Origin of the sequence: Thauera humireducens, assembly GCF_001051995.2 — a bacterium.
GTDB classification, from domain to species: domain Bacteria; phylum Pseudomonadota; class Gammaproteobacteria; order Burkholderiales; family Rhodocyclaceae; genus Thauera; species Thauera humireducens.
On record NZ_CP014646.1, the window covers coordinates 3778348 to 3799028 of the forward strand.

Below are 20681 nucleotides of genomic sequence, written 5' to 3' on the forward strand. Positions count from 1 at the left end.
GTTAGTTGTGAAACAGTTCCCTTTACATGTATCGGGTCTTGTTGATAGCATTTCATGACAAAAGTCAGCTTTGACTCGTAACATAAAGAAATGTAAGGACTTTCTTTGTGATTGAACTCCCCTTTTTCGGCTCTGCTGCAAATCAGCTTGCTGGGCTCGATATCTCATCTTCATCGGTCAAGCTGGTTGAGCTCGCCGGGGGGGACAAGGAAGGTTACAAAGTCGAGCGCTATGCCATTGAGCCCTTGCCGCGTGATGCGGTCACAGACGGCAATATTGCCAATCTCGAGGCGGTGAGCGATGCCGTCAGGCGTGCCTTGCGTCGCTTCGGCCCTGGGGTGCGCAATGTCGCAATGGCGCTGCCCGCTTCGTCAGTCATCACCAAGAAGATCATCCTTCCGACGGGATTGCGAGAGCAGGAAATGGAGCTCTCGGTGGAGTCCGAGGCGAATCAGTACATCCCCTTCGCGCTCGACGAGGTCAACCTGGATTTCCAGGTCATCGGTCCGGCGCCGGGCAGCCCCGACGAACTCGAGGTGCTGATCGCCGCTTCCCGCAAGGACAAGGTCGAGGACCGCGTTGCGGTGGCGCAAGCGGCGGGCCTGAAGGCGACCGTGGTCGATGTAGAGTCGCTGGCGACCGAGTCCGCGCTTGAGCTCGTCAGCCGCCAGTTGCCCAATGGCGGTGAAGACAAGGTCATCGGTCTGGTCGATGTTGGCGCCAACGTCATGAATGTCACGGTCTTCCGCAATCGGCAGCAGGTGTATGCGCGGGAGCAGGCGTTCGGTGGCAATCAGCTGACCCAGGATATCGCCCGGCAGTACGGAATGAGCATCGATGAGGCCGAGGTGGCCAAGCGCGCGGGGGCGCTGCCCGATACCTACTCGCGCGAGTTGATGCGCCCCTTCATGGACAGTCTTGCCCTCGAGGTATCCCGGGCGCTGCAGTTCTTCTTCACCTCCACCCAATACAACCAGGTCGACCACCTTGTTCTGGCCGGGGGGTGCGCCGTCATGCCAGGGCTGGCCGAGGTGGTGGCCGCTCGCACCCAGGTCGAGACCATCATCGGCAATCCTTTCGTCGGCATGACCGTCTCATCGAAGGTGCGGCCGAAGAATCTGCTGGCTGATGCGCCTTCGCTGATGGTGGCCTGCGGTCTCGCCCTGCGGAGGTTCGACGCATGATACGGATCAACCTGCTTCCGCACCGCGCCGAGAAGCGAAAGCTGCGCAAGCAGCGGTTTTATGGCTTCTCGGTGGCGATGGTCGTCATTGGCGCACTCATCGGCTTCATCGTCCATTCTGTCTATTCGGGCTATATCGAGCGGCAGGAGGCTCGCAACGCCTTCCTCAAGGCCGAAATCGCCAAGCTCGACCAGGAAATCGCCGAAATTCGTCGTCTTCAGGAACAGATTGATTCCTTGCTTGCGCGCAAGCAGGTCATCGAGTCGCTGCAGGGGACGCGCTCAGAGGCTGTGCATATATTCAACGAACTCGCCAGAGGAATGCCTGAAGGCGTTTATCTGAAGTCCGTCAAGCAGGCGGGAGCGCGGGTGACGCTGGTTGGCTACGCGCAATCCAATGCCCGGGTGTCGCACCTGATGCGGAACCTGGAGGAGTCTCCATTCCTCGAGCGGCCTACGCTGGTGGAGGTTAAGGCATCGACTGTCGAGGGGCGGCGGGTCAGTGAGTTCACGCTCGGGATCAACATCGAGCGACCCAAGACCGAAGAGCCGGTCCAGCAGAAGCCCGCGCCTGCGGCCAAGGGCAAGGGGGCGCGAAAATGAAGATGTTGGACACACAGAAGACGGTGCGAAAGTTCGACTTTCAGCGTCTGGCCAGGGATTTCAAGGGGCTCGACTCGAGTGATCCCGGCTTGTGGCCGCTGGCTCCGCGCGTTGCGGTCATGCTGGCATTGTTCGCGGCCACGCTGGGCGCGTTCTGGTGGTTCGATTGGCAGCATCAAGCTGACACGCTCACTCAGCGCGAAGCGGAGGAGCGGCAGTTGCGCGATAGCTGGGTAAGCAAGAAGCGGCAGGCCGTTAACCTGGAAGAGCACAAGCGGCAACTCGCGGAGATCGACCGACAGTTCGGGGCCTTGCTAAAACAGTTGCCCAACCGGGCAGAAATGGATTCGCTGCTTGCCGACATCAACCAGGCAGGTCTGGGGCGTGGCTTGCAGTTCGAACTGTTCAAGCCGGGTGCGAATCTCGTGAAGGAGTTCTACGCCGAGATGCCCATCGACATCCGCGTGACCGGGGGTTACCACGAGTTGGGTGAGTTCGCGAGCGATGTCGCCGGGCTGCCGCGGATCGTCACTCTCAACAACATCGCGATGAGTACGGAGAAGGATGGGCGTCTGAAGCTGGAGGCCAAGGCAGTCACCTATCGCTATCTCGACGAGGATGAGTTGGCGCAACAACGACAGGCTGCCAAGGCTGCGAAGGGGAAGAAACGATGAACAAGGCGGCATTCGTCGCTTGCGCCGTCCTCGTCGCCGGCTGCTCTGGTGGCGAACAGCAGGACATTCAGGCCTGGATGGGCGAGCAGGCACGAGCCATGCGTGGTTCGGTCAAGCCTTTACCTGAGATCAAGCCTTTTCCGGTCGTTTCCTACCAGGGCACGACAGGAGATGACCCGTTCCGTACGGGGCGGATGGAAGTCGAGAAGCGTGCGGCGAACACTGCGTTGCGCCCTGACATGGAGCGGCGAAAGGAGCCCCTTGAGGCATACCCGCTCGAGTCGTTGCGCATGGTGGGCGTACTGATGCAAGGGCAGAATTCCCACGCATTGGTGTTGGCCGGCAAGAACCTCCATCAGGTGAAGGTGGGGAATCACATGGGGCAGGACTTCGGTGTCGTGACCAAGATCAGCGAGAACGAAGTGACACTGAAGGAACTCGTCGAAGACGTGCATGGCGATTGGGTCGAGCGGACCAGTGCGCTGACATTGCAGGAGCGGCAGGAGGCCGGAAAATGAAACACCGCATCGGAATGCTGCTGCTGGCAGCCGCTTGCGCGGGCATTGCGCCCGCTCCCGCCGTACTCGCGCAGGATGCCGCGCAGGTGCAGGCTTTTGCCAACCAGATTGAAGGATTCGAAGTCGCCGAACAGGGGGGTACGCTCTATGTCCGCCTGACGATGAAAGAGCCGTTGAGTGCTCCGCCGCCGAGTTTCAGCGTGGCGAACCCGGCGCGTATCGCATTCGATTTCCCGGCGACCGGCAATGCATTGGGGCGCACGACCCAGACAATCGAACAGGGCGATCTGCGCAGCGCCAACATTGTCCAGGCGGGCGACCGGACGCGCGTCGTGCTGAACATGGTCAAGATGAACCCCCATGACGTTCGTATCGATGGTCGCAGCGTGGTGATCGCAATCCGCCCCGCCAGCGTGCAGGAGATGCAGGGCAGTGTCGTGGCGCAGGCACAGGGCAATTTCGCCGAATCGCGCTCGACAGCCGCGGTCGGACAAGGGGTGCGCGACGTAAATTTCCGCCGCGGCAAGGACGGCGAGGGGCGGGTCGTTGTTGATCTTGGCAGCCCCGATACCGGTATCGATATTCGCCAGCAGGGTGGAAACATCGTGGTGGACTTCCTGGGCGCCTCGCTTCCCGAGCATTTGCGTCGTCGCAGCGATGTCACTGATTTCGGTACGCCGGTCACGTCGATGTCCGCGCAGCAGATGGGCGACAAGGTTCGCCTGACGGTGACGCCCAATGGCTTGTGGGAGCACAATGCCTATCAGAGCGACAACCGGTTCGTGCTTGAGGTCAAGCGCGTCGTCGAGGATCCGAACAAGCTCGTGCAGGGCACGCGCGGGCAGTATCAGGGTGAAAAGCTCTCGCTCAACTTCCAGAATATCGATGTCCGCTCGGTTTTGCAGGTTATTGCCGACTTCACCAATTTCAACATCATCACGTCCGATTCAGTGCAGGGCAGCCTTACCCTGCGGCTGAAGGATGTGCCCTGGGATCAGGCGCTCGACATCATCCTGCAGGCCAAGGGCCTGGATATGCGCAAGAACGGTAACGTGATCTGGATCGCGCCGGGCGATGAGCTTGCTGCCCGCGAAAAGCTCCAGCTCGAGGCGAAGCAGCAGATCAATGATCTGGAGCCGCTGGCGACCGAAAGCTTTCAGATCAACTACCACAAGGCCAAGGAGATCTTTGATTTCCTCAAGAGCAAGGACCAGACAATCCTGTCCAAGCGCGGTAGTGTGGTCGTCGATGAGCGCAGCAACAAGGTGTTCGTCACCGACGTGGCGTCGCGGTTGCAATCCCTGCGGCGGCTCGTGCAGGAAATCGACATTGCACCGCGGCAAGTGCTGATCGAGGCTCGGATTGTCGAGGCCAACAAGACCTTCTCGCGTGACCTCGGTGTTCGCCTTGGGTATGGTGATCGCACCAACCGACATATCGGGAACGGAGGTCGGCTCGGTTTCGGTAGCTCGGAGTTCGGATCTGTCGATTCGTCCGGCAATATCGTGACGGGCCCGAACGCCCCGATCAACACGGTCATCCGTCGTGTCGGTGAGAGTGCGACCAGTGGTTCGAGCGCGTTGACCAGCGGCTATGGCAATCTGAATCTGACGCTTTTCAACAGCAGCCTGACCCGTTTCCTGAACCTTGAACTGGTGGCTCAGGAGACCGACGGGCGTATCCGCCTGGTCTCCAGTCCGCGGGTGCTGACTGCTAATCAAGTGGAGGCACTGATCGAGCAGGGTACGGAGATTCCGTACCAGGAGGCCAGCAGTTCGGGTGCTACGAGTACTTCGTTCAAGAAGGCCGTGCTGTCGCTGAAGGTCAAGCCGCAGATTACCCCGGACGGTCGTCTGCAACTGTCGATCGAGGTGAACAAGGATTCGCGTGGCGAAGATACAAGCGCAGGCCCGGCGATCGATACCAAGAAGGTCAAGAGCGAGGTCTTGATCGAGAACGGTGGCACCGTCGTGATCGGTGGCATCTACGAGGAGACTGATACCAGCACGACGGAGCAGGTTCCTCTGCTGGGCGACATCCCTGTGCTGGGCCATCTGTTCAAGACCAACATGAAGAACTCCGAACGCCGTGAAATGCTGGTCTTCATCACGCCGCGTATCGTCGCTGATGCGCTGACCCTGCGGTAAGTCCTTCACGCTGCTGATACAATGCCGCGGCGGGCATCCCGAGAGGGTGCCCGCCCTTTTTCATCTGGACTTCCGGCGATTCGCGCGTGACCTGCTTGATACTGATCGGCATGATGGGGGCCGGCAAGACCACCGTTGGCAAGGAGCTTGCGCGCAGGCGCAATGTCCGGTTCGCCGACTGCGACCATGAGATCGTGGCGCGGACCGGCGTGAGCGTGCCGACGATCTTCGAGATCGAAGGCGAGACTGGGTTCCGTCGCCGCGAGACGCTGATGATGGACGAGCTTACCCGGGAGCCCGACATCGTTATCGCCACGGGTGGGGGTGTCGTGACGACGCCCGAGAATCGTGATCTGATGCGGGAGCGGGGTGTCGTCATCTACCTCAACGTTCCCCCTCAGGTCCTGTTCGAGCGCACCCGCCACGACCGTAACCGTCCGTTGTTGCAGGTCGAGAATCCACGCCAGCGCATCGAGGAACTCTACCTCGCGCGTGATCCGCTCTATCGTGAGGTCGCGGACCTCATCGTGGAGGGCGGGCGCGGCAATCCGGGGGCGATGGTGCGGATGATCGAAAATGCGCTGCAGAAAGTGAAGAAGACGCCATGCGTACGTTGAACGTTGCCCTGGGCGATCGCGCCTATCCGATCCACATCGGCCGCGGCCTGCTCGATCGCGCCGACCTGATCCTGCCGCACCTCCGGACCCGGCGGGTGGCCGTCGTGACCAACGACGTGGTCGGGCCGCTCTATCTCGACCGCCTGCGTGCTGCGCTCGACGCTGCGGGGGTGCAGGTGAGCGCAGTCAGCCTGCCCGATGGCGAGGCGCACAAGGACTGGCCGACGCTGAACCGCATCTTCGACATGCTGCTGGCTGAGCGTTGCGAACGCTCGACCACGCTCATCGCGCTCGGAGGCGGGGTCGTTGGAGACATGGGCGGTTTTGCCGCGTCGTGCTATCAGCGTGGCATGCCCTTCATCCAGATCCCGACCACCCTGCTGGCCCAGGTGGACTCGTCGGTGGGTGGCAAGACCGCGATCAATCATCCGCTGGGCAAGAACATGATTGGCGCTTTCTACCAGCCGAGGCTGGTGCTGGCCGACATCGACACGTTGAGCACTCTTCCTGCACGCGAGCTTTCGGCAGGACTTGCAGAAGTCATCAAGTACGGCCTGATACGGGATGCCGAGTTCCTGGGCTGGCTCGAACGCAACCTCGAGCGCCTCGTGGCTTGTGAGCCGGATGCGCTGGCGTACGCGATCGAGCGCTCGTGCCGCAACAAGGCGGAGGTGGTGGCGGCCGACGAGACCGAGCAGGGCGAGCGCGCCTTGCTCAATCTCGGTCATACGTTTGGTCATGCCATCGAGACCGGACTCGGTTATGGCGAATGGCTGCACGGCGAGGCGGTCGCAGCCGGTACGATGATGGCGGTCGAGCTTTCGCGACACCTGGGCTGGCTGACAGAGGCCGACGTTGCCCGTGTCGCAGCGCTTTTCGAGCGCGCAGGCTTGCCGGTGTATGGTCCGAGGCTGGGGGTCGAGCGTTACCTCGACTTGATGGCCCACGACAAGAAGGTTGAGGCGGGCAGGCTGCGGCTGATCCTCCTGCGCTCATTGGGGCAGGGCGTGATCCATGGCGACGCGGTGCCAGCCGAGATTGGCAGGGCCATCGAGGCGCGCTGTCGCTGAGGTGACGCCGACAGGGCCGGCGTGCAGATGCGCCGCCCTCAAACCCGCTCCTTCCTGAATCGAGGACGAAACGATGCTGCAACTCGCCCCCTATGCCGTCTCCGAATCGAATTCACGTGGGCGGGCCCACGACGAGCCAGCTCCGGTCGCGAGGGGGGAGTTTCAGCGCGACCGCGATCGTATCGTTCATTCCACAGCGTTTCGACGGCTCGAGTACAAGACGCAGGTGTTCGTCAATCACGAAGGCGACCTGTTCCGTACCCGGCTCACCCACAGCATCGAAGTCGCGCAGATCACCCGCGGTATCGCCCGCCAGCTCAATCTCAACGAGGACCTCGCCGAGTCGATCGCGCTGGCGCACGACCTCGGGCACACGCCTTTCGGTCATGCGGGACAGGAAGCGCTGAATGCATGCATGAAGGACTACGGCGGTTTCGAGCACAACCTGCAGTCCTTGCGCACGGTTGATCTGCTCGAGGATCGCTATGCCGCCTTCGACGGCCTGAATCTGATGTTCGAGACGCGGGAGGGTATCCTCAAGCACTGCTCCCGCGCCAACGCCGAACTGCTCGGTGACGTTGGACGACGCTTCCTCGATGGCTTCCAGCCCTCGCTTGAAGCGCAGCTCGCGAACCTTGCCGACGAGATCGCCTATAACAATCATGACATCGACGATGGGCTGCGTTCGGGGCTGATCACGCTCGAGCAACTCGAGGAGGTGGCGCTCTTCGCGACCCAGCGGCGCGCGGTCGAGGCACGCTGGCCGGGTCTTGCAGGGCGCAAGCTGATCAACGAAACCGTGCGGCGCATGATTCACCTGATGGTGATCGACCTGCTCGAGCAGACGCGCGCCAACATCGCCGCCGCAGGCGTGCTCACGCTCGACGACGTCCGCGCCGCGCCGCGCCTCGTGGCTTACTCGGACAGCCTGTTGCCGCGCCTGCGCGAGCTCAAGCTCTTCCTGCGCGAGAGCCTGTATCGCCACTATCAGGTGCTGCGGATGACCAACAAGGCGCGCCGCATCATCAGTGACCTGTTCGTCGCATTCATGGACGATCCGCACATCCTGCCGCCGCAGTATCAGTCCAGGGCGCGCGACGACAAGCCGCGGGCGATCGCCGACTACATTGCAGGCATGACCGACCGCTATGCGATGAAGGAGCATCGTCGGCTGTTTGCGGTCGGTGAGATCCACTGACGCCGCCGTCGTGTTTCATGTCGTGGAACAATTTGCCGAAATGGCGTGCCGCAGTGCAAAAAAAATCTTGAACCTGTGGTTTCACGGGCGTATAGTTTTTTGTCAAGAAGATCTTTGGTGGCGGTTACCGAAATGGTGCATGCAGCAGCACAATTTCGCTGAAACGGTCATCAAAAAGCGTTATATGCACCACTTTGGTGCAAACCACAAAGCCGGTGCGCGCGCGCCCGGCTTTTTTGTGCGCGTTCGTTTTTTGGGGATGCCCGACCCCTGACGCGTGAACTCCGTTGTCGTTTGAGGAATAGAAGATGGATCTGCCCCAAAAGCAGGGTCTTTACGACCCCGCCAATGAACATGATGCCTGCGGCGTGGGTTTCATCGCCCACATCAAGGGCAGGAAAACCCACGACATCGTGCTGCAGGGCCTCGAGATCCTGAAGAACCTGGATCACCGCGGTGCGGTCGGTGCCGACCCGTTGCAGGGCGATGGCGCAGGCATCCTGATCCAGATCCCGGACCAGCTCTACCGGGAGGAGATGGCGAAGCTGGGCGTGAGCCTTCCGCTGCCCGGTGAGTACGGCGTGGGCATGGTGTTCATGCCCAAGGAAGCCGCTTCGCGCCTGGCCTGTGAAGAAGAGATCGAGCGTGCGGTCGTGGCCGAAGGCCAGGTCGTGCTCGGCTGGCGCGACGTCCCGGTCAACCACGACATGCCGATGTCGCCGACCGTGAAGGCCAAGGAGCCGGTGATCCGCCAGATCTTCATCGGCCGCGGTGCCGACGTGATGGTGACCGAGGCGCTCGAGCGCAAGCTCTACGTCGTGCGTCGCCGCGCCGCGAACGCCATCGGCGCGCTCAACCTCAAGCACGGCAAAGAGTTCTACATGGTGTCGATGTCGGCACGCACGGTGAACTACAAGGGCCTGCTGCTGGCCAACCAGGTCGGCGAGTACTATCCCGACCTGCTCGATCCGCGTGCGGTGTCCGCGCTGTCGCTGGTGCACCAGCGCTTCTCGACCAACACCTTCCCGAAGTGGGACCTCGCCCACCCGTTCCGCTACATCGCCCACAACGGCGAGATCAACACGCTCCGCGGCAACTACAACTGGATGCGCGCGCGCGAGAAGGGCGTGCATTCGCCGCTGTTGGGCGAAGATCTGCAGAAGATCTGGCCGCTGATCTATCCCGGCCAGTCCGACTCGGCGTCCTTCGACAACGCGCTCGAACTGCTGGTGATGAGCGGCTACTCGCTTGCCCACGCGATGATGATGATGATCCCGGAGGCCTGGGAGTCGCACACGCAGATGGACGAGAAGCGCCGCGCCTTCTACGAATACCATGCGGCGATGATGGAGCCGTGGGACGGCCCCGCCGCGGTGGCTTTCACCGACGGTCGCCAGATCGGCGCCACGCTCGACCGTAACGGCCTGCGTCCGGCGCGCTATCTCGTCACCGACGACGACCTCGTCGTGATGGCCTCCGAGTCGGGCGTGCTGCCGATTCCCGACAGCAAGATCGTCAAGAAGTGGCGCCTGCAGCCGGGCAAGATGTTCCTGATCGACATGGAACAGGGCCGCATCATCGGCGACCAGGAGCTCAAGGAGTCGCTGGCCAACGCCAAGCCTTACGCCGACTGGCTGCGCCGCATCAACATCAAGCTCGACACCCTCGAGGCGCCGGCTGTGCTCGACACCGCTGCAGCCGACGAGCGCGTCGCGCCGCTGCTCGACCGCCAGCAGGCCTTCGGCTTCACCCAGGAAGACATCAAGTTCATCCTCGAGCCGATGGGCAAGGCGGGCGAGGAAGCCACGGGCTCGATGGGCAACGACTCGCCGCTGGCGGTGCTGTCGTCCAAGAACAAGCCGCTCTACAACTACTTCCGCCAGCTCTTCGCGCAGGTCACCAACCCGCCGATCGACCCGATCCGCGAGCAGATGGTGATGTCGCTCGTGTCCTTCATCGGGCCGAAGCCGAACCTGCTCGAGATCAACGAGATCAATCCGCCGTTCCGCCTCGAGGTGAGCCAGCCGGTGCTGGACTTCGAAGGCATGGCCAAGATCCGCAACATCGCGCGCTACACGCAGAACAAGTTCCGCTCGGCCGAGCTGGACATCTGCTATCCGGCCGAATGGGGCAAGGAAGGCGTCGAAGCGCGCCTGGCCTCGCTCTGTGCCGATGCCGAGAACGCGGTGCTGGGTGGTTACAACATCCTGATCGTGTCCGACCGCAAGCTTGCGGCCGATCGCGTGGCGATCCCCGCACTGCTGGCGTTGTCCGCCATCCACCAGCATCTGGTGGCCAAGGGCCTGCGTACCCGCGCCGGCCTGGTGGTCGAGACCGGCTCGGCGCGCGAAGTGCATCACTTCGCCGTGCTCGCCGGTTACGGCGCCGAGGCGGTTCACCCCTACCTCGCCCTCGAGACGCTGCAGCACCTCGCGGGCGACGCCGAATCGGCGGCCAAGTACGTCAAGCACTTCGTCAAGGCCATCGGCAAGGGGCTGATGAAGGTCATGTCCAAGATGGGCATCTCGACCTACATGTCCTACACCGGCGCGCAGATCTTCGAAGCCGTCGGTCTGCAGCAGGCGCTGCTCGACAAGTACTTCACCGGCACCACCAGCCAGGTCGAAGGCATCGGCGTGTTCGAGGTGATGGAGGAGTCGATCCGCCAGCACAAGGCGGCCTTCAGCGCCGACCCGGTGCTGCACGACATGCTGGAGGCTGGTGGCGAGTACGCCTTCCGCGTCCGGGGCGAAGAGCACATGTGGACGCCGGATGCGATCGCCAAGCTGCAGCACGCCACACGCTCGGGCAAGGCCGACACCTACAAGGAATACGCCAAGATCATCAACGACCAGAGCAGGCGCCACATGACGCTGCGCGGCCTGTTCGAGCTCAAGGCAGCGGTCACGCCCGTGCCGCTGGACGAGGTCGAGCCCGCCAAGGAGATCGTCAAACGCTTCGCCACCGGTGCGATGTCGCTCGGTTCGATCTCGACCGAGGCGCACACCACGCTGGCCGTGGCGATGAACCGCATCGGCGGCAAGTCGAACACCGGCGAGGGCGGCGAGGATCCGATGCGCTTCAAGCCGCTGACGCAGGCGATCAAGCTGTCGCAGGTGATCGGCGAGAACCGCATCGCCCGCGACCTCGAGCTGAACGCCGGCGATTCGCTGCGCTCGGCGATCAAGCAGGTGGCCTCGGGTCGCTTCGGCGTCACCACCGAGTACCTGGTCAACGCCGACCAGATCCAGATCAAGATGGCCCAGGGCGCCAAGCCGGGCGAAGGCGGCCAGCTGCCCGGCCACAAGGTGTCGGAATACATCGGCTTCCTGCGCCACTCGGTGCCGGGTGTCGGCCTGATTTCGCCGCCGCCGCACCATGACATCTACTCGATCGAGGATCTGGCCCAGCTGATCCACGACCTGAAGAACACCAACCCGGTGGCCAGCATCTCGGTCAAGCTGGTGTCCGAGATCGGCATCGGCACGGTGGCGGCGGGTGTGGCCAAGGCCAAGGCAGACCACATCGTCGTCGCCGGCCATGACGGCGGCACCGGCGCCTCGCCGTGGAGCTCGATCAAGCACGCGGGCTCGCCGTGGGAGCTCGGCCTGGCCGAAACCCAGCAGACCCTGGTGCTCAACCGCCTGCGCTCGCGTGTGCGGCTGCAGGTCGACGGCCAGATCAAGACCGGCCGCGACGTCATCATCGGCGCCTTGCTCGGCGCCGACGAGTTCGGCTTCGCCACCGCGCCGCTGGTCGTCGAAGGCTGCATCATGATGCGCAAGTGTCACCTCAACACCTGCCCGGTGGGCGTCGCCACCCAGGATCCGGTGCTGCGTGCGCGCTTCCAGGGGCAGCCCGAGCATGTGGTGAACTACTTCTTCTTCGTCGCCGAGGAAGTGCGCGAGTTGATGGCCCAGCTGGGCATCCGCAAGTTCGACGACCTCATCGGCCGCGCCGACCTGCTCGACATGAAGCAGGGCATCTCGCACTGGAAGGCGCAGGGGCTGGACTATTCGCGCATCTTCTACCTGCCGAACGTGCCGGTCGAAGTGCCGCGTCTGCACACCGAGGTCCAGGACCATGGCCTGGAAGGTGCGCTCGACAACCAGCTCATCGCGCTCGCCAAGCCGGCGCTGGAAAAGGGCGAGAAGGTCAATATCGACCTGCCGGTGCGCAACATCAACCGCACCGTCGGCGCCATGCTGTCGGGCCAGGTGGCGACGCGCTACGGCCACGCCGGCCTGCCGTCCGACACCATCCACATCCGCCTGAACGGCACCGCCGGCCAGAGCTTCGGTGCCTTCCTGGCGCGCGGCATCACGCTGGAGCTGGTGGGCGAGGGCAACGACTACGTCGGCAAGGGGCTGTCGGGCGGGCGCATCGTCGTGCGTCCGAAGGCCGAGTTCCGCGGTGATACGCCCGAGAACATCATCGTCGGCAACACCGTGCTCTATGGCGCGACCGAGGGCGAGGTGTATTTCGCCGGTGTCGCCGGCGAGCGTTTCGCGGTGCGCAACTCCGGTGCCACCGCAGTGGTGGAAGGCGTGGGCGACCATGGTTGCGAGTACATGACCGGTGGCACCGTCGTCGTGCTCGGCCAGACCGGCCGCAACTTCGCGGCTGGCATGTCGGGTGGCGTGGCCTACGTGCTCGACGAGGACGGCACCTTCGAGCAGCGCTGCAACATGGCGCAGGTCGCGCTCGAGCCCCTGCCCGACGAGATCGCCGCGCGCAAGGGCTCGGAGTCGGGCGACGAGCTCGAGTCCCACGGCCGTGTCGACATCGACCACCTGACCATGGGCGACGAGCTCATCCTCAAGGGTCTGATCGAGCGCCATGTCCGTTTCGCCGGCAGCGTTCGCGCCCGCGAGATCCTCAACAACTGGGCGACCTGGCGCAAGAAGTTCGTCAAGGTGTTCCCGCACGAGTACCGCCGCGCGCTGGCCGAGATGGCGCAGCAGCGCGAAGCACAGAAGGAGGCCGCATAAATGGGCAAACCAACTGGTTTCATGGAGTATCAGCGCCTGTCGGAGGCCTACGAGCCGGTCGGCAAGCGCCTGAAGAACTACAAGGAATTCGTCGTTCGCCTGAGCGACGAGCAGGCGTCGATCCAGGGCGCGCGTTGCATGGACTGCGGTATCCCGTTCTGCAACAACGGCTGCCCGGTCAACAACATCATTCCGGACTGGAACGACCTCGTGTATCGCGGCCACTGGCGCGAAGCGATCGAGGTGCTGCACTCCACCAACAACTTCCCGGAGTTCACCGGCCGCATCTGCCCCGCGCCCTGCGAGGCAGCGTGCACGCTGAACATCAACACCGAGGCGGTGGGCATCAAGTCGATCGAGCACGCGATCATCGACAAGGCCTGGGAAGAAGGCTGGGTGGTGCCGCAGGTTGCGGATGTCAGGACCGGCAGGAAGGTCGCCGTGGTCGGCTCTGGCCCGGCGGGCCTCGCGGCCGCGCAGCAACTGGCCCGTGCCGGCCATGACGTGACGGTGTTCGAGAAGAACGACCGCATCGGTGGGCTGCTGCGCTACGGCATCCCCGACTTCAAGATGGAGAAGTGGCTGATCGATCGCCGCGTCGAGCAGATGCAGGCCGAAGGCGTCGTGTTCCGTACCGGTGTGCTGGTGGCGGCCAAGGAAATGCCGGCCGGCATTGTCAGTGACGCCAGGGAAGTGGTCAGCGCCGAGCAACTGCAGAAGGACTTCGATGCCGTGGTGCTGGCGGGCGGCGCCGAAGTACCGCGCGACCTGCCGGTGCCGGGCCGCGAACTCGGGGGCGTGCATTTCGCGCTCGAGTTCCTGATCCCGCAGAACAAGCAGGTCGCCGGTGACAAACCCAATCCGATCTCGGCCAAGGGCAAGCACGTGGTGGTGATTGGCGGTGGCGACACCGGCTCCGACTGCGTCGGCACGTCCAACCGCCACGGCGCGGCGAGCGTGACCCAGTTCGAACTGATGCCGATGCCGCCCGAGGAGGAGAACAAGCCGCTGACCTGGCCTTACTGGCCGACCAAGCTGCGCACCTCGTCCTCGCACGAGGAAGGCTGCGAGCGCGACTTCGCCGTCGCCACCAAGGAGTTCATCGGCAAGAATGGCAAGGTCAAGGCGCTCAAGGCCTGTCGCCTGGAGTGGAAGGACGGCAGGATGTCCGAGGTGCCGGGTTCCGAGTTCGAGATCAAGGCCGACCTGGTCCTGTTCGCGATGGGCTTCACCCAGCCGGTGGGCGGCGTGCTCGAGGCCTTTGGCGTCGGCAAGGACGCGCGTGGCAATGCCAGGGCGACGACCGATGGCGAAGGCTGCTACGCCACCAACGTGCCGAAGGTGTTTGCTGCGGGTGACATGCGTCGCGGCCAGTCACTGGTGGTGTGGGCGATCAGGGAGGGGCGCCAGTGCGCCCGCGCGGTGGATGAGTTCCTGATGGGCGAGAGCCTGTTGCCGAGGTAAGGCGGAGAGCAGGCGTCGAGCCCGGAGGGGGCGGATCGGGTAAGTGATCCGCCCCCTCCGTCCGTTCACGGCGGCAGGGTGTGCCGCATACCGCCTGGCTAAGAACCCGTCCTCAAGGGCGCCCCTTCAGCGCCACCGCAGTGCGGCGAGATCATGGACGTAGATCGGATAGTTCACCCACAGCCCTTCCAGCCCCTTGCGTGCCACGGTGGACACCTGCGGCGCATAGATCCAGGCATTGACGGCATCGTCCGCCAACTTGCGCTGGATGTCGGCAAGCAGGCGGTTGCGCTGGCGGGGGTTGTCGGCGTTGCGGTGGGCCTCGACCAGCGCGCGGAAATCGGCGCTGTCGTAGCCGAAGTAGTAGGACGGGTCGGTGTAGATGTCGTAGTCGAGCGGCTCGACGTGGTTGATCAGCGTCAGCTCGAAGTCGCCCTTGAATGCGCCGTTCAGCCATTCGGCCCAGCTGACCAGTTCCACGTCCGTGTCGATGCCGATTGCGGCGAGTTGTTGCACGAGCAGTTGCCCGCCGTCCCGCGCGTAAGGGGTGGGCGGCAAGCTCAGCTTGAGCCTGAGGCGACCCTCGATGCCGGCCTCCGCCAGCAATGCCCTGGCGCGACCGGGGTCGTGGGGGTAGCGGTCGGCCAGATGCAGATAGCCGATTTCGGTGGGTGAGAAGTGGCTTCCGATCGCGCTGCCGCGACCATCGAGGATGTGCTGGATCACGGCGGCACGATCGATGGCATGGTTGATCGCGCGGCGTACGCGGACGTCGTCGAGCGGTTTGTGGCGGTTGTTGATCGCGAGCAGTGCCTTGCTGCTCGAGCCGCCGATGAGTACCTGATAGCGTTCGTTCAGCCGGTTGCGCAGAACCGTTTTTGTGGCGAAGTTGAAGAACACATCCACTTCGGGTGGCAGCTCGACTTTGTCGACGAAGGAGTTGGTGAAGCGGAACACCGCGCGCTGCAGGCGGACGGCATCGGCGTCGCGGTAGTCAGGCCATTTGACGAGCGTGATCGAGTGCCCCTTGTCCCATCGCTCGAAGCGGAAGGGCCCGGTGCCGATCGGGGCGGCCATGGCGCGATCGGCGCTGGCGGGATGCAGGATCACCGCGGGGCTCTCGCCGAGGCGATACAGCAGGTGAGGATCGGGATGACGCAGCACCAGCACGACCGTGAGCGGGTCGGGAGTGCTGATGCGCTCGATCTTGTCGAACAGTTTTTTTCGCGACTTGTTGCCGGAATCGGGTCGTCGGGCGCGCTCGAACGAGAACTTCACTGCGGCCGAATCGAACGCCTGTCCGTCGTGAAAGCGCACGCCGGGCCGCAACCGGAAGGTGTAGGTCCTGCCGTCGACCGACATGTCCCAGGATTCCGCAAGCATCGGGCTTGTCTGGCCGTTCTCTTCGATCTTTACAAGCCCCTCCAGCACGTTGTAGTGCACGACTTCGCCGATTGCCGCTGCAGGCGCGCTGGTCGGATCGAGCCGGTCGGGTTCCAGCGTGATCCCGAACACGACCTGGTCTTTCGCAGCAGCGTATCCTGAAACAATTGCCATCCCGCTGACCAATCCAGCCAGCAGGCAGCGTGCGAGCACTCGCCACGCGTTGGAGCATGCAGTCCTTGTCATGCGATTTCCTCGTTGATTCCCGAATTCTCTCGAGCCGGCCTTGCCTAGCGTACCCCCACCCGCATCCGATTCTGCCCTGAAGCGCCGCAAGGGGGCTTTTGCCGCCGCCGCGTTGCTCGTGCTGCTGGTGATCTGCCTGACTGCATGGCTTCACAGGGTGTATGTCGAGCGCGAGAACCGCCACCGCCATCAGGCCGAGAGAGAACTGCAGTCTATCAACCAGTTGCAGTTGCAGGCGGTCGTCGGCTGGCAGCAGCAATCATTGCGCGATGCGGAGATGCTGGTCGAGGACACCCTGCTGTCGGCCGCTCTCGGCCGCTGGTTGGGCGACGGCGAGGTCAGCGCTCGCGAAGGCGTGCGTCGCCGCTTGCGGGCGCTCAATGAGCTCGGGCACTACACCGCGGTGCATTTCGTCGATTCCGCGGGCACCGTCCTGCTGAGCAATCGTGCGGACGACGGTCGGGAAGGGACGCGGGTCCCCTTGGCCGATCTGGGCGCCTTGCGGTCGGCGCTTTCATCGGCCAAGGCCGTGATGGCGGAGCCGGTGTCCGATCGGGCTTTTGCCTTTCCCTTCATCAGTGTGTTCGCGCCGCTTTACGACGACGAGGTGGCAATCGGCGCGGTGTGGCTGGTGCAGGACCTGCGTTCGGTGCTCTTGCCGCTGCTCGAGCCCTGGCCGACGCCGAGCCAGACGGCGCGTTCCGGCGTTGTCTGGCGCGACGGTGAGCAGGCGCGCTATCTCAATGCGCCGCGCGGGGTCAAAGCGGCGGTGCTGCAGTATCGCTACCCGCTTGACGGCAATCCGGCCGCGGTCGTGCAGGCGCTGGGGGGCGTGCGGGGCGTGTTCTACGCAAGCGATGAACAGGGCCGCGCAGTGATGGCGATGGCCAGTCCGGTGTTCGGTACGCGCTGGCTGCTGCTGTCCTCGGTCGAGGTGGCCGAGGTGTTTGCCGACGTGCGCAGGCGGGAGATTCTGGCGTTGGCCTTGCCGGTCAGCCTGTTGCTGCTGGCTTCGGCCGGCGTGTTCGGCATCGTGTTGCGGCGTGCCTGGCAGCGCGAACGGGTGTTGACCCAGGCCCTGCAGCGCAGTCTTGGGGGACTGGAGGCGCAACTGCGGGTCGACCCGCTGACCGGCGTGGCGAACCGCCGGGCGCTCGACGAAGCCGCGAGCTTCCAACTGGCGCTCGCCGTGCGCGGCGAAACCCCGCTCGCGCTGCTGATGATCGATGTCGATCACTTCAAGCTCTATAACGACCACTATGGCCACCCGGCGGGTGATCAGTGCCTGAAGACCCTTGCCGCCGCGCTTCAGGCTCACGTCGGTCGTGCCGGCGAACTGGTGGCGCGCTATGGCGGTGAGGAGTTCGCGGTCCTGCTGCCGCTCACGGACGGGAAGGCCGCGCTCGACCTGGCCCAACGCATGTGCGAGGCCGTACGCAGGCTGCAGATTCCGCATGCTGCATCGACGGTGGCGTCGCATGCGACCGTCAGCATCGGCGTAGCCTGGTTGAAAGCCGACGCCGTCACGGTCGAGTACGCACGGACGCATCGGGTCGCGCCCGAGGGCGGGCCCGAGGGTGGACTCGAGTGGCCGCTCATGCGTGAGCTTTTCGAGCAGGCGGACGCGGCATTGTATGAAGCCAAGCGGCTCGGGCGGGACCAGGCAGTCCTGAACGTGGATCCGGATGGGGAGGTCCGATGAGCATGGATGTCGCAGGCTGGGTGGTGACCGCGATCGCGATCCTGCTCACCGGCATTTCCAAGGCGGGCCTCGGCGGCGCACTGGGCGGACTTGCCGTTCCCTTCATGTCGATGTGGATCCCGCCGCGCGACGCGGTGGCGGTGGTGTTGCCGGTCCTGATCGTGATGGACATGGCCGGTATCCGCGCCTGGCGTGGCAAGGCCGACTGGCGCGACCTGCGCATGCTGATCCCCGCCGCCCTGCTCGGCATTGGCGTCGGAACGCTCGCGTTCGGCGTCCTGTCGGACCGCATGGTCAAGATCGTGCTGGGTCTGATCGCGATCGGGTTCGCGGCCGACCGTCTGCTGCGCACCGGGCGGGCCGATGGCACCGGCGAGCTTCCCGCATCGCGTCGCTTCGCCTGGCTGTGCGGAGCTGGCTCAGGCTTTACCAGCACGCTCGCACATGCCGGTGGGCCGCCGATCATGGCCTACCTGCTCAGCCGTCGGCTGCCGAAGGACACCTTCGTTGCCACGTCCGTGTTCTTCTTCACCGTCATCAACCTCGCAAAACTGCCGTTCTACCTGTCGATCGGACTGTTCTCGCGCGACGGGTTGATCATGTCGGCAATGCTGCTGCCGCTGGTCCCCATCGGGGTCTGGCTCGGCTTGAGGCTGATTCGCCGCATCCCGGAGCGCCCGTTCTACCTTTTCGCCACGTTGGCACTCGGCCTGTCGGGGCTGAAGCTGCTGTGGGACGGGATCGTCGGCGCCTGAGTTCGCGCCGCGGGGGCGTCGAGCACGGCTGGGCGGCGCATCGATGCCGGTGCAGGGCACCGCTGTGATCCCGTGGCGACAGCGCCGCATCCGGTAACATGCATTCCGACTCACGCTTGTGTTACAGCGGTATTATCGGAGCCCCAGAATGGCTCCGGAAATCCGCCGTGCATCGATTCATTCATTCCTCGTCGTCGAACTGTCCGGGTGGAACGGGGGCCGCGACCGCGCGGGTGCGCGAGTGGATGTGGGCGCTGGGTCTGGTCACGCTGTGGTACCTGCTCGCGCAGATAGGTATCGCATTTGCCCTGGGCGTGTCGCCGGAAGCGGGTGCATGGCCGCGCGATCTTGGCGCACACCTGTTCGTGGGCGGGCTGCTGTTCATGATGGCGCGCAGCGTGATGCGTTTTGCGCTGGCAATGGGGGTGCTGTTCTCGGCCTTCACCGTTTCCAACGCAATCAAGCTCGCGGTGCTCGGTGGCCCGGTGATGCCCGACGACTTCGTTGCCGCGAAAAACCTTTTCCTGTTGCTCGAAGGCTGGCAGCTGTGGGGCAGCGTCGCGATGCTCGCCCTGCCGGTGGCCAGTTTGCTGTGGATGTTCGCATGGCGGCAACCCAGGGCCTGGGTCGCACTCGGAGGCGCGGTCCTGGCGGTGACGGCCGTGGTGTCGCATCCGGCGCCGGTGGTCGGCTGGATGGACGCGCGTTTTGGCGACTGGGTCTGGAATCAGCGTGGCAACTATGAAATGCGGGGCCTGCCCCTGCACCTCGTGCAGGAGACGGCGCGCAATCTCTCGCGCCGCGCGCAGCCACCGCAGATGGCCGAGGTCGATCAGGCCTTGAGCCTGCTCGGCGCGAAGCCCCCGGGCAGGCTCTTCAAGGCTGCGCTGCAACACCCTGACCGCGCCGGGCGCAACGTGCACATGTTCGTGCTCGAATCCTTCTGGGACCCCCTGCCGCTCAAGGCTGCCGGACTGTCCGCCGATCCGCTTGATCCGGCCTTCCGCAAGCTATGGAAGGCCGCGGGCAATGCGCGGGCGCTATCGCCCGTGTTCGGAGGCTACACCGCCAACGCCGAGTTCGAGGCGCTGTGCGGCTTCCCGGTGCAGACCGACGCGGTGTTCTTCGAAGGCCGCTTGCGCCGCGATGTGCCCTGCCTGCCCCGTCACCTGGGCGAGGCAGGGTATCGCAGCGTGGCCTCGCATCCCAACGCCGCGCCGTTCTGGAACCGCATCAACGCCTATCGCCGTGTCGGCTTCGAGCAGTACTGGTCCGACCGCAACTTCGTGCTCGACGACATGAATGGCGAGTTCCTCAGCGATGCCTCCCTGTATCGCCAGGTGCTCGAGCGCATCGGTCCCGAGCTCGACGGTGGTCGGCCGCTGTTCAATTACGTGCTGACCTACTTCGGGCATCTGGACTACCCGCTCAACGAAGCACGCCCGCCGGTGATCACCGCCGCGACCGACAACGGCCTGGTGAGCGCCTACGCGAACACCGTGTATTACAAGTCGCGAGAGTTGATGCACTTCCTGGCCGAGCTGCGAAGGCGCGATCCCGACGCGATCGTCGTGCTGTTCGGTGACCACCTGCCGTCGCTGGGCTGGAACCATGGTGGCTATGCCGAATCCGGGCTCCTCGCCGCGAGCCGCAGCGAGTTTGACGATGCAATGTTCCGTACCCTCGTCGCCACCCCGCTGATCGTCATCGACGGCCGGCGCGGCCCGGTCCGCACCGGCGACCTGCCGATCTACGCCTTGCCGGCATTGGTCCTCGACCTGCTGGGCGATGAACGCGAGACCATGTTGCGTTTTGCCGCGCATGCCGATGACGTGGTGCGCGTGCGCCCCTTGCCCGGCGTGCACTTCACCGTGGAAGGGAAGGCGCTGACCGTGTGCCGCGACGGCGAAGCGCAGATCGGCTGCGAGGCTTCTTCCGCCTGGGTTGAAGCCATATCGGTACTCAAGCGCGATCTGTTCAACGGCGGACAGCACGCCTTGCAGGCGCCCGACCGCCTGCGTCGTCTGCAGACCGTGGAGCTCGAGGTCGAGGAACTCGGCAGCGACGGGCTGGACGACGGCATCGCCAACGAAACCGACAACGACGTCTGACACGGCAGCCGTCGGATGC

15 protein-coding genes are annotated in these 20681 nt (G+C 64.2%); 14 read left to right on the forward strand and 1 reads right to left on the reverse strand.

Annotated features, from left to right (window positions below):
• The first annotated feature begins 107 nt into the window (after positions 1-107).
• The 11 genes from AC731_RS17545 to AC731_RS17590 all read left to right on the forward strand — a co-directional run bounded on the left by AC731_RS17545 (position 108) and on the right by AC731_RS17590 (position 14465).
• Complete coding sequence (locus AC731_RS17545) at positions 108-1184, forward strand: pilus assembly protein PilM (protein ID WP_004253778.1); 1077 nt, start codon at positions 108-110, stop codon at positions 1182-1184.
• Positions 1181-1786, forward strand: coding sequence for a PilN domain-containing protein (locus tag AC731_RS17550; RefSeq protein WP_004253781.1), 606 nt, complete (start codon positions 1181-1183; stop codon positions 1784-1786). Before AC731_RS17545 ends, AC731_RS17550 begins: the two co-directional genes overlap by 4 nt.
• Positions 1783-2460 carry a type IV pilus inner membrane component PilO gene (locus AC731_RS17555; protein WP_004253783.1) on the forward strand — a complete coding sequence of 226 codons (678 nt, stop codon included), beginning with the start codon at positions 1783-1785 and terminating at the stop codon, positions 2458-2460. The genes AC731_RS17550 and AC731_RS17555 overlap by 4 nt, the downstream gene beginning before the upstream one ends.
• Positions 2457-2978, forward strand: coding sequence for a pilus assembly protein PilP (locus AC731_RS17560; RefSeq protein ID WP_004253787.1), 522 nt, complete (start codon positions 2457-2459; stop codon positions 2976-2978). Before AC731_RS17555 ends, AC731_RS17560 begins: the two co-directional genes overlap by 4 nt.
• Positions 2975-5125: a type IV pilus secretin PilQ gene (gene pilQ / locus AC731_RS17565; protein ID WP_205626607.1), complete on the forward strand. Its 2151-nt coding sequence runs from the start codon at positions 2975-2977 to the stop codon at positions 5123-5125. Before AC731_RS17560 ends, pilQ begins: the two co-directional genes overlap by 4 nt.
• Before the next feature lie 86 nt (positions 5126-5211).
• Positions 5212-5742 (forward strand): shikimate kinase, encoded by a 531-nt coding sequence (locus tag AC731_RS17570; RefSeq protein ID WP_004253792.1) that lies wholly within the window; start codon positions 5212-5214, stop codon positions 5740-5742.
• Complete coding sequence (gene aroB, locus AC731_RS17575) at positions 5730-6812, forward strand: 3-dehydroquinate synthase (RefSeq protein WP_048708091.1); 1083 nt, start codon at positions 5730-5732, stop codon at positions 6810-6812. Before AC731_RS17570 ends, aroB begins: the two co-directional genes overlap by 13 nt.
• A gap of 73 nt (positions 6813-6885) precedes the next feature.
• Positions 6886-8010, forward strand: a complete 1125-nt coding sequence (locus AC731_RS17580; protein WP_048708094.1) for a deoxyguanosinetriphosphate triphosphohydrolase — start codon at positions 6886-6888, stop codon at positions 8008-8010.
• A 139-nt stretch (positions 8011-8149) separates the two neighbouring features.
• A complete protein-coding gene (locus AC731_RS20335) occupies positions 8150-8284 on the forward strand; it encodes a hypothetical protein (protein WP_257721758.1) in 135 nt (44 codons plus the stop codon).
• Between the two features lie 34 nt (positions 8285-8318).
• A complete protein-coding gene (locus AC731_RS17585) occupies positions 8319-13001 on the forward strand; it encodes a glutamate synthase-related protein (protein WP_004253801.1) in 4683 nt (1560 codons plus the stop codon).
• Complete coding sequence (locus AC731_RS17590) at positions 13002-14465, forward strand: glutamate synthase subunit beta (protein WP_048708098.1); 1464 nt, start codon at positions 13002-13004, stop codon at positions 14463-14465.
• 126 nt (positions 14466-14591) lie between these two features.
• Here AC731_RS17590 and AC731_RS17595 read toward each other — a convergent pair whose 3' ends face one another.
• Positions 14592-16022, reverse strand: coding sequence for an ABC transporter substrate-binding protein (locus AC731_RS17595; RefSeq protein WP_082794366.1), 1431 nt, complete (start codon positions 16020-16022; stop codon positions 14592-14594).
• Between the two features lie 112 nt (positions 16023-16134).
• On the opposite strand from AC731_RS17595, the gene AC731_RS20295 reads away from it, so the two are divergent.
• The 3 genes from AC731_RS20295 (at position 16135) to AC731_RS17610 (ending at position 20662) form a co-directional block, all read left to right on the forward strand.
• The gene (locus AC731_RS20295; RefSeq protein ID WP_156480739.1) at positions 16135-17796 is read left to right on the forward strand and encodes a GGDEF domain-containing protein; all 1662 of its coding nucleotides are present in this window, start codon (positions 16135-16137) and stop codon (positions 17794-17796) included.
• Complete coding sequence (locus AC731_RS17605) at positions 17793-18551, forward strand: sulfite exporter TauE/SafE family protein (RefSeq protein ID WP_004253811.1); 759 nt, start codon at positions 17793-17795, stop codon at positions 18549-18551. Before AC731_RS20295 ends, AC731_RS17605 begins: the two co-directional genes overlap by 4 nt.
• 167 nt (positions 18552-18718) lie before the next feature.
• Positions 18719-20662, forward strand: a complete 1944-nt coding sequence (locus tag AC731_RS17610) for an LTA synthase family protein (RefSeq protein WP_237266560.1) — start codon at positions 18719-18721, stop codon at positions 20660-20662.
• Positions 20663-20681 lie beyond the last annotated feature (19 nt).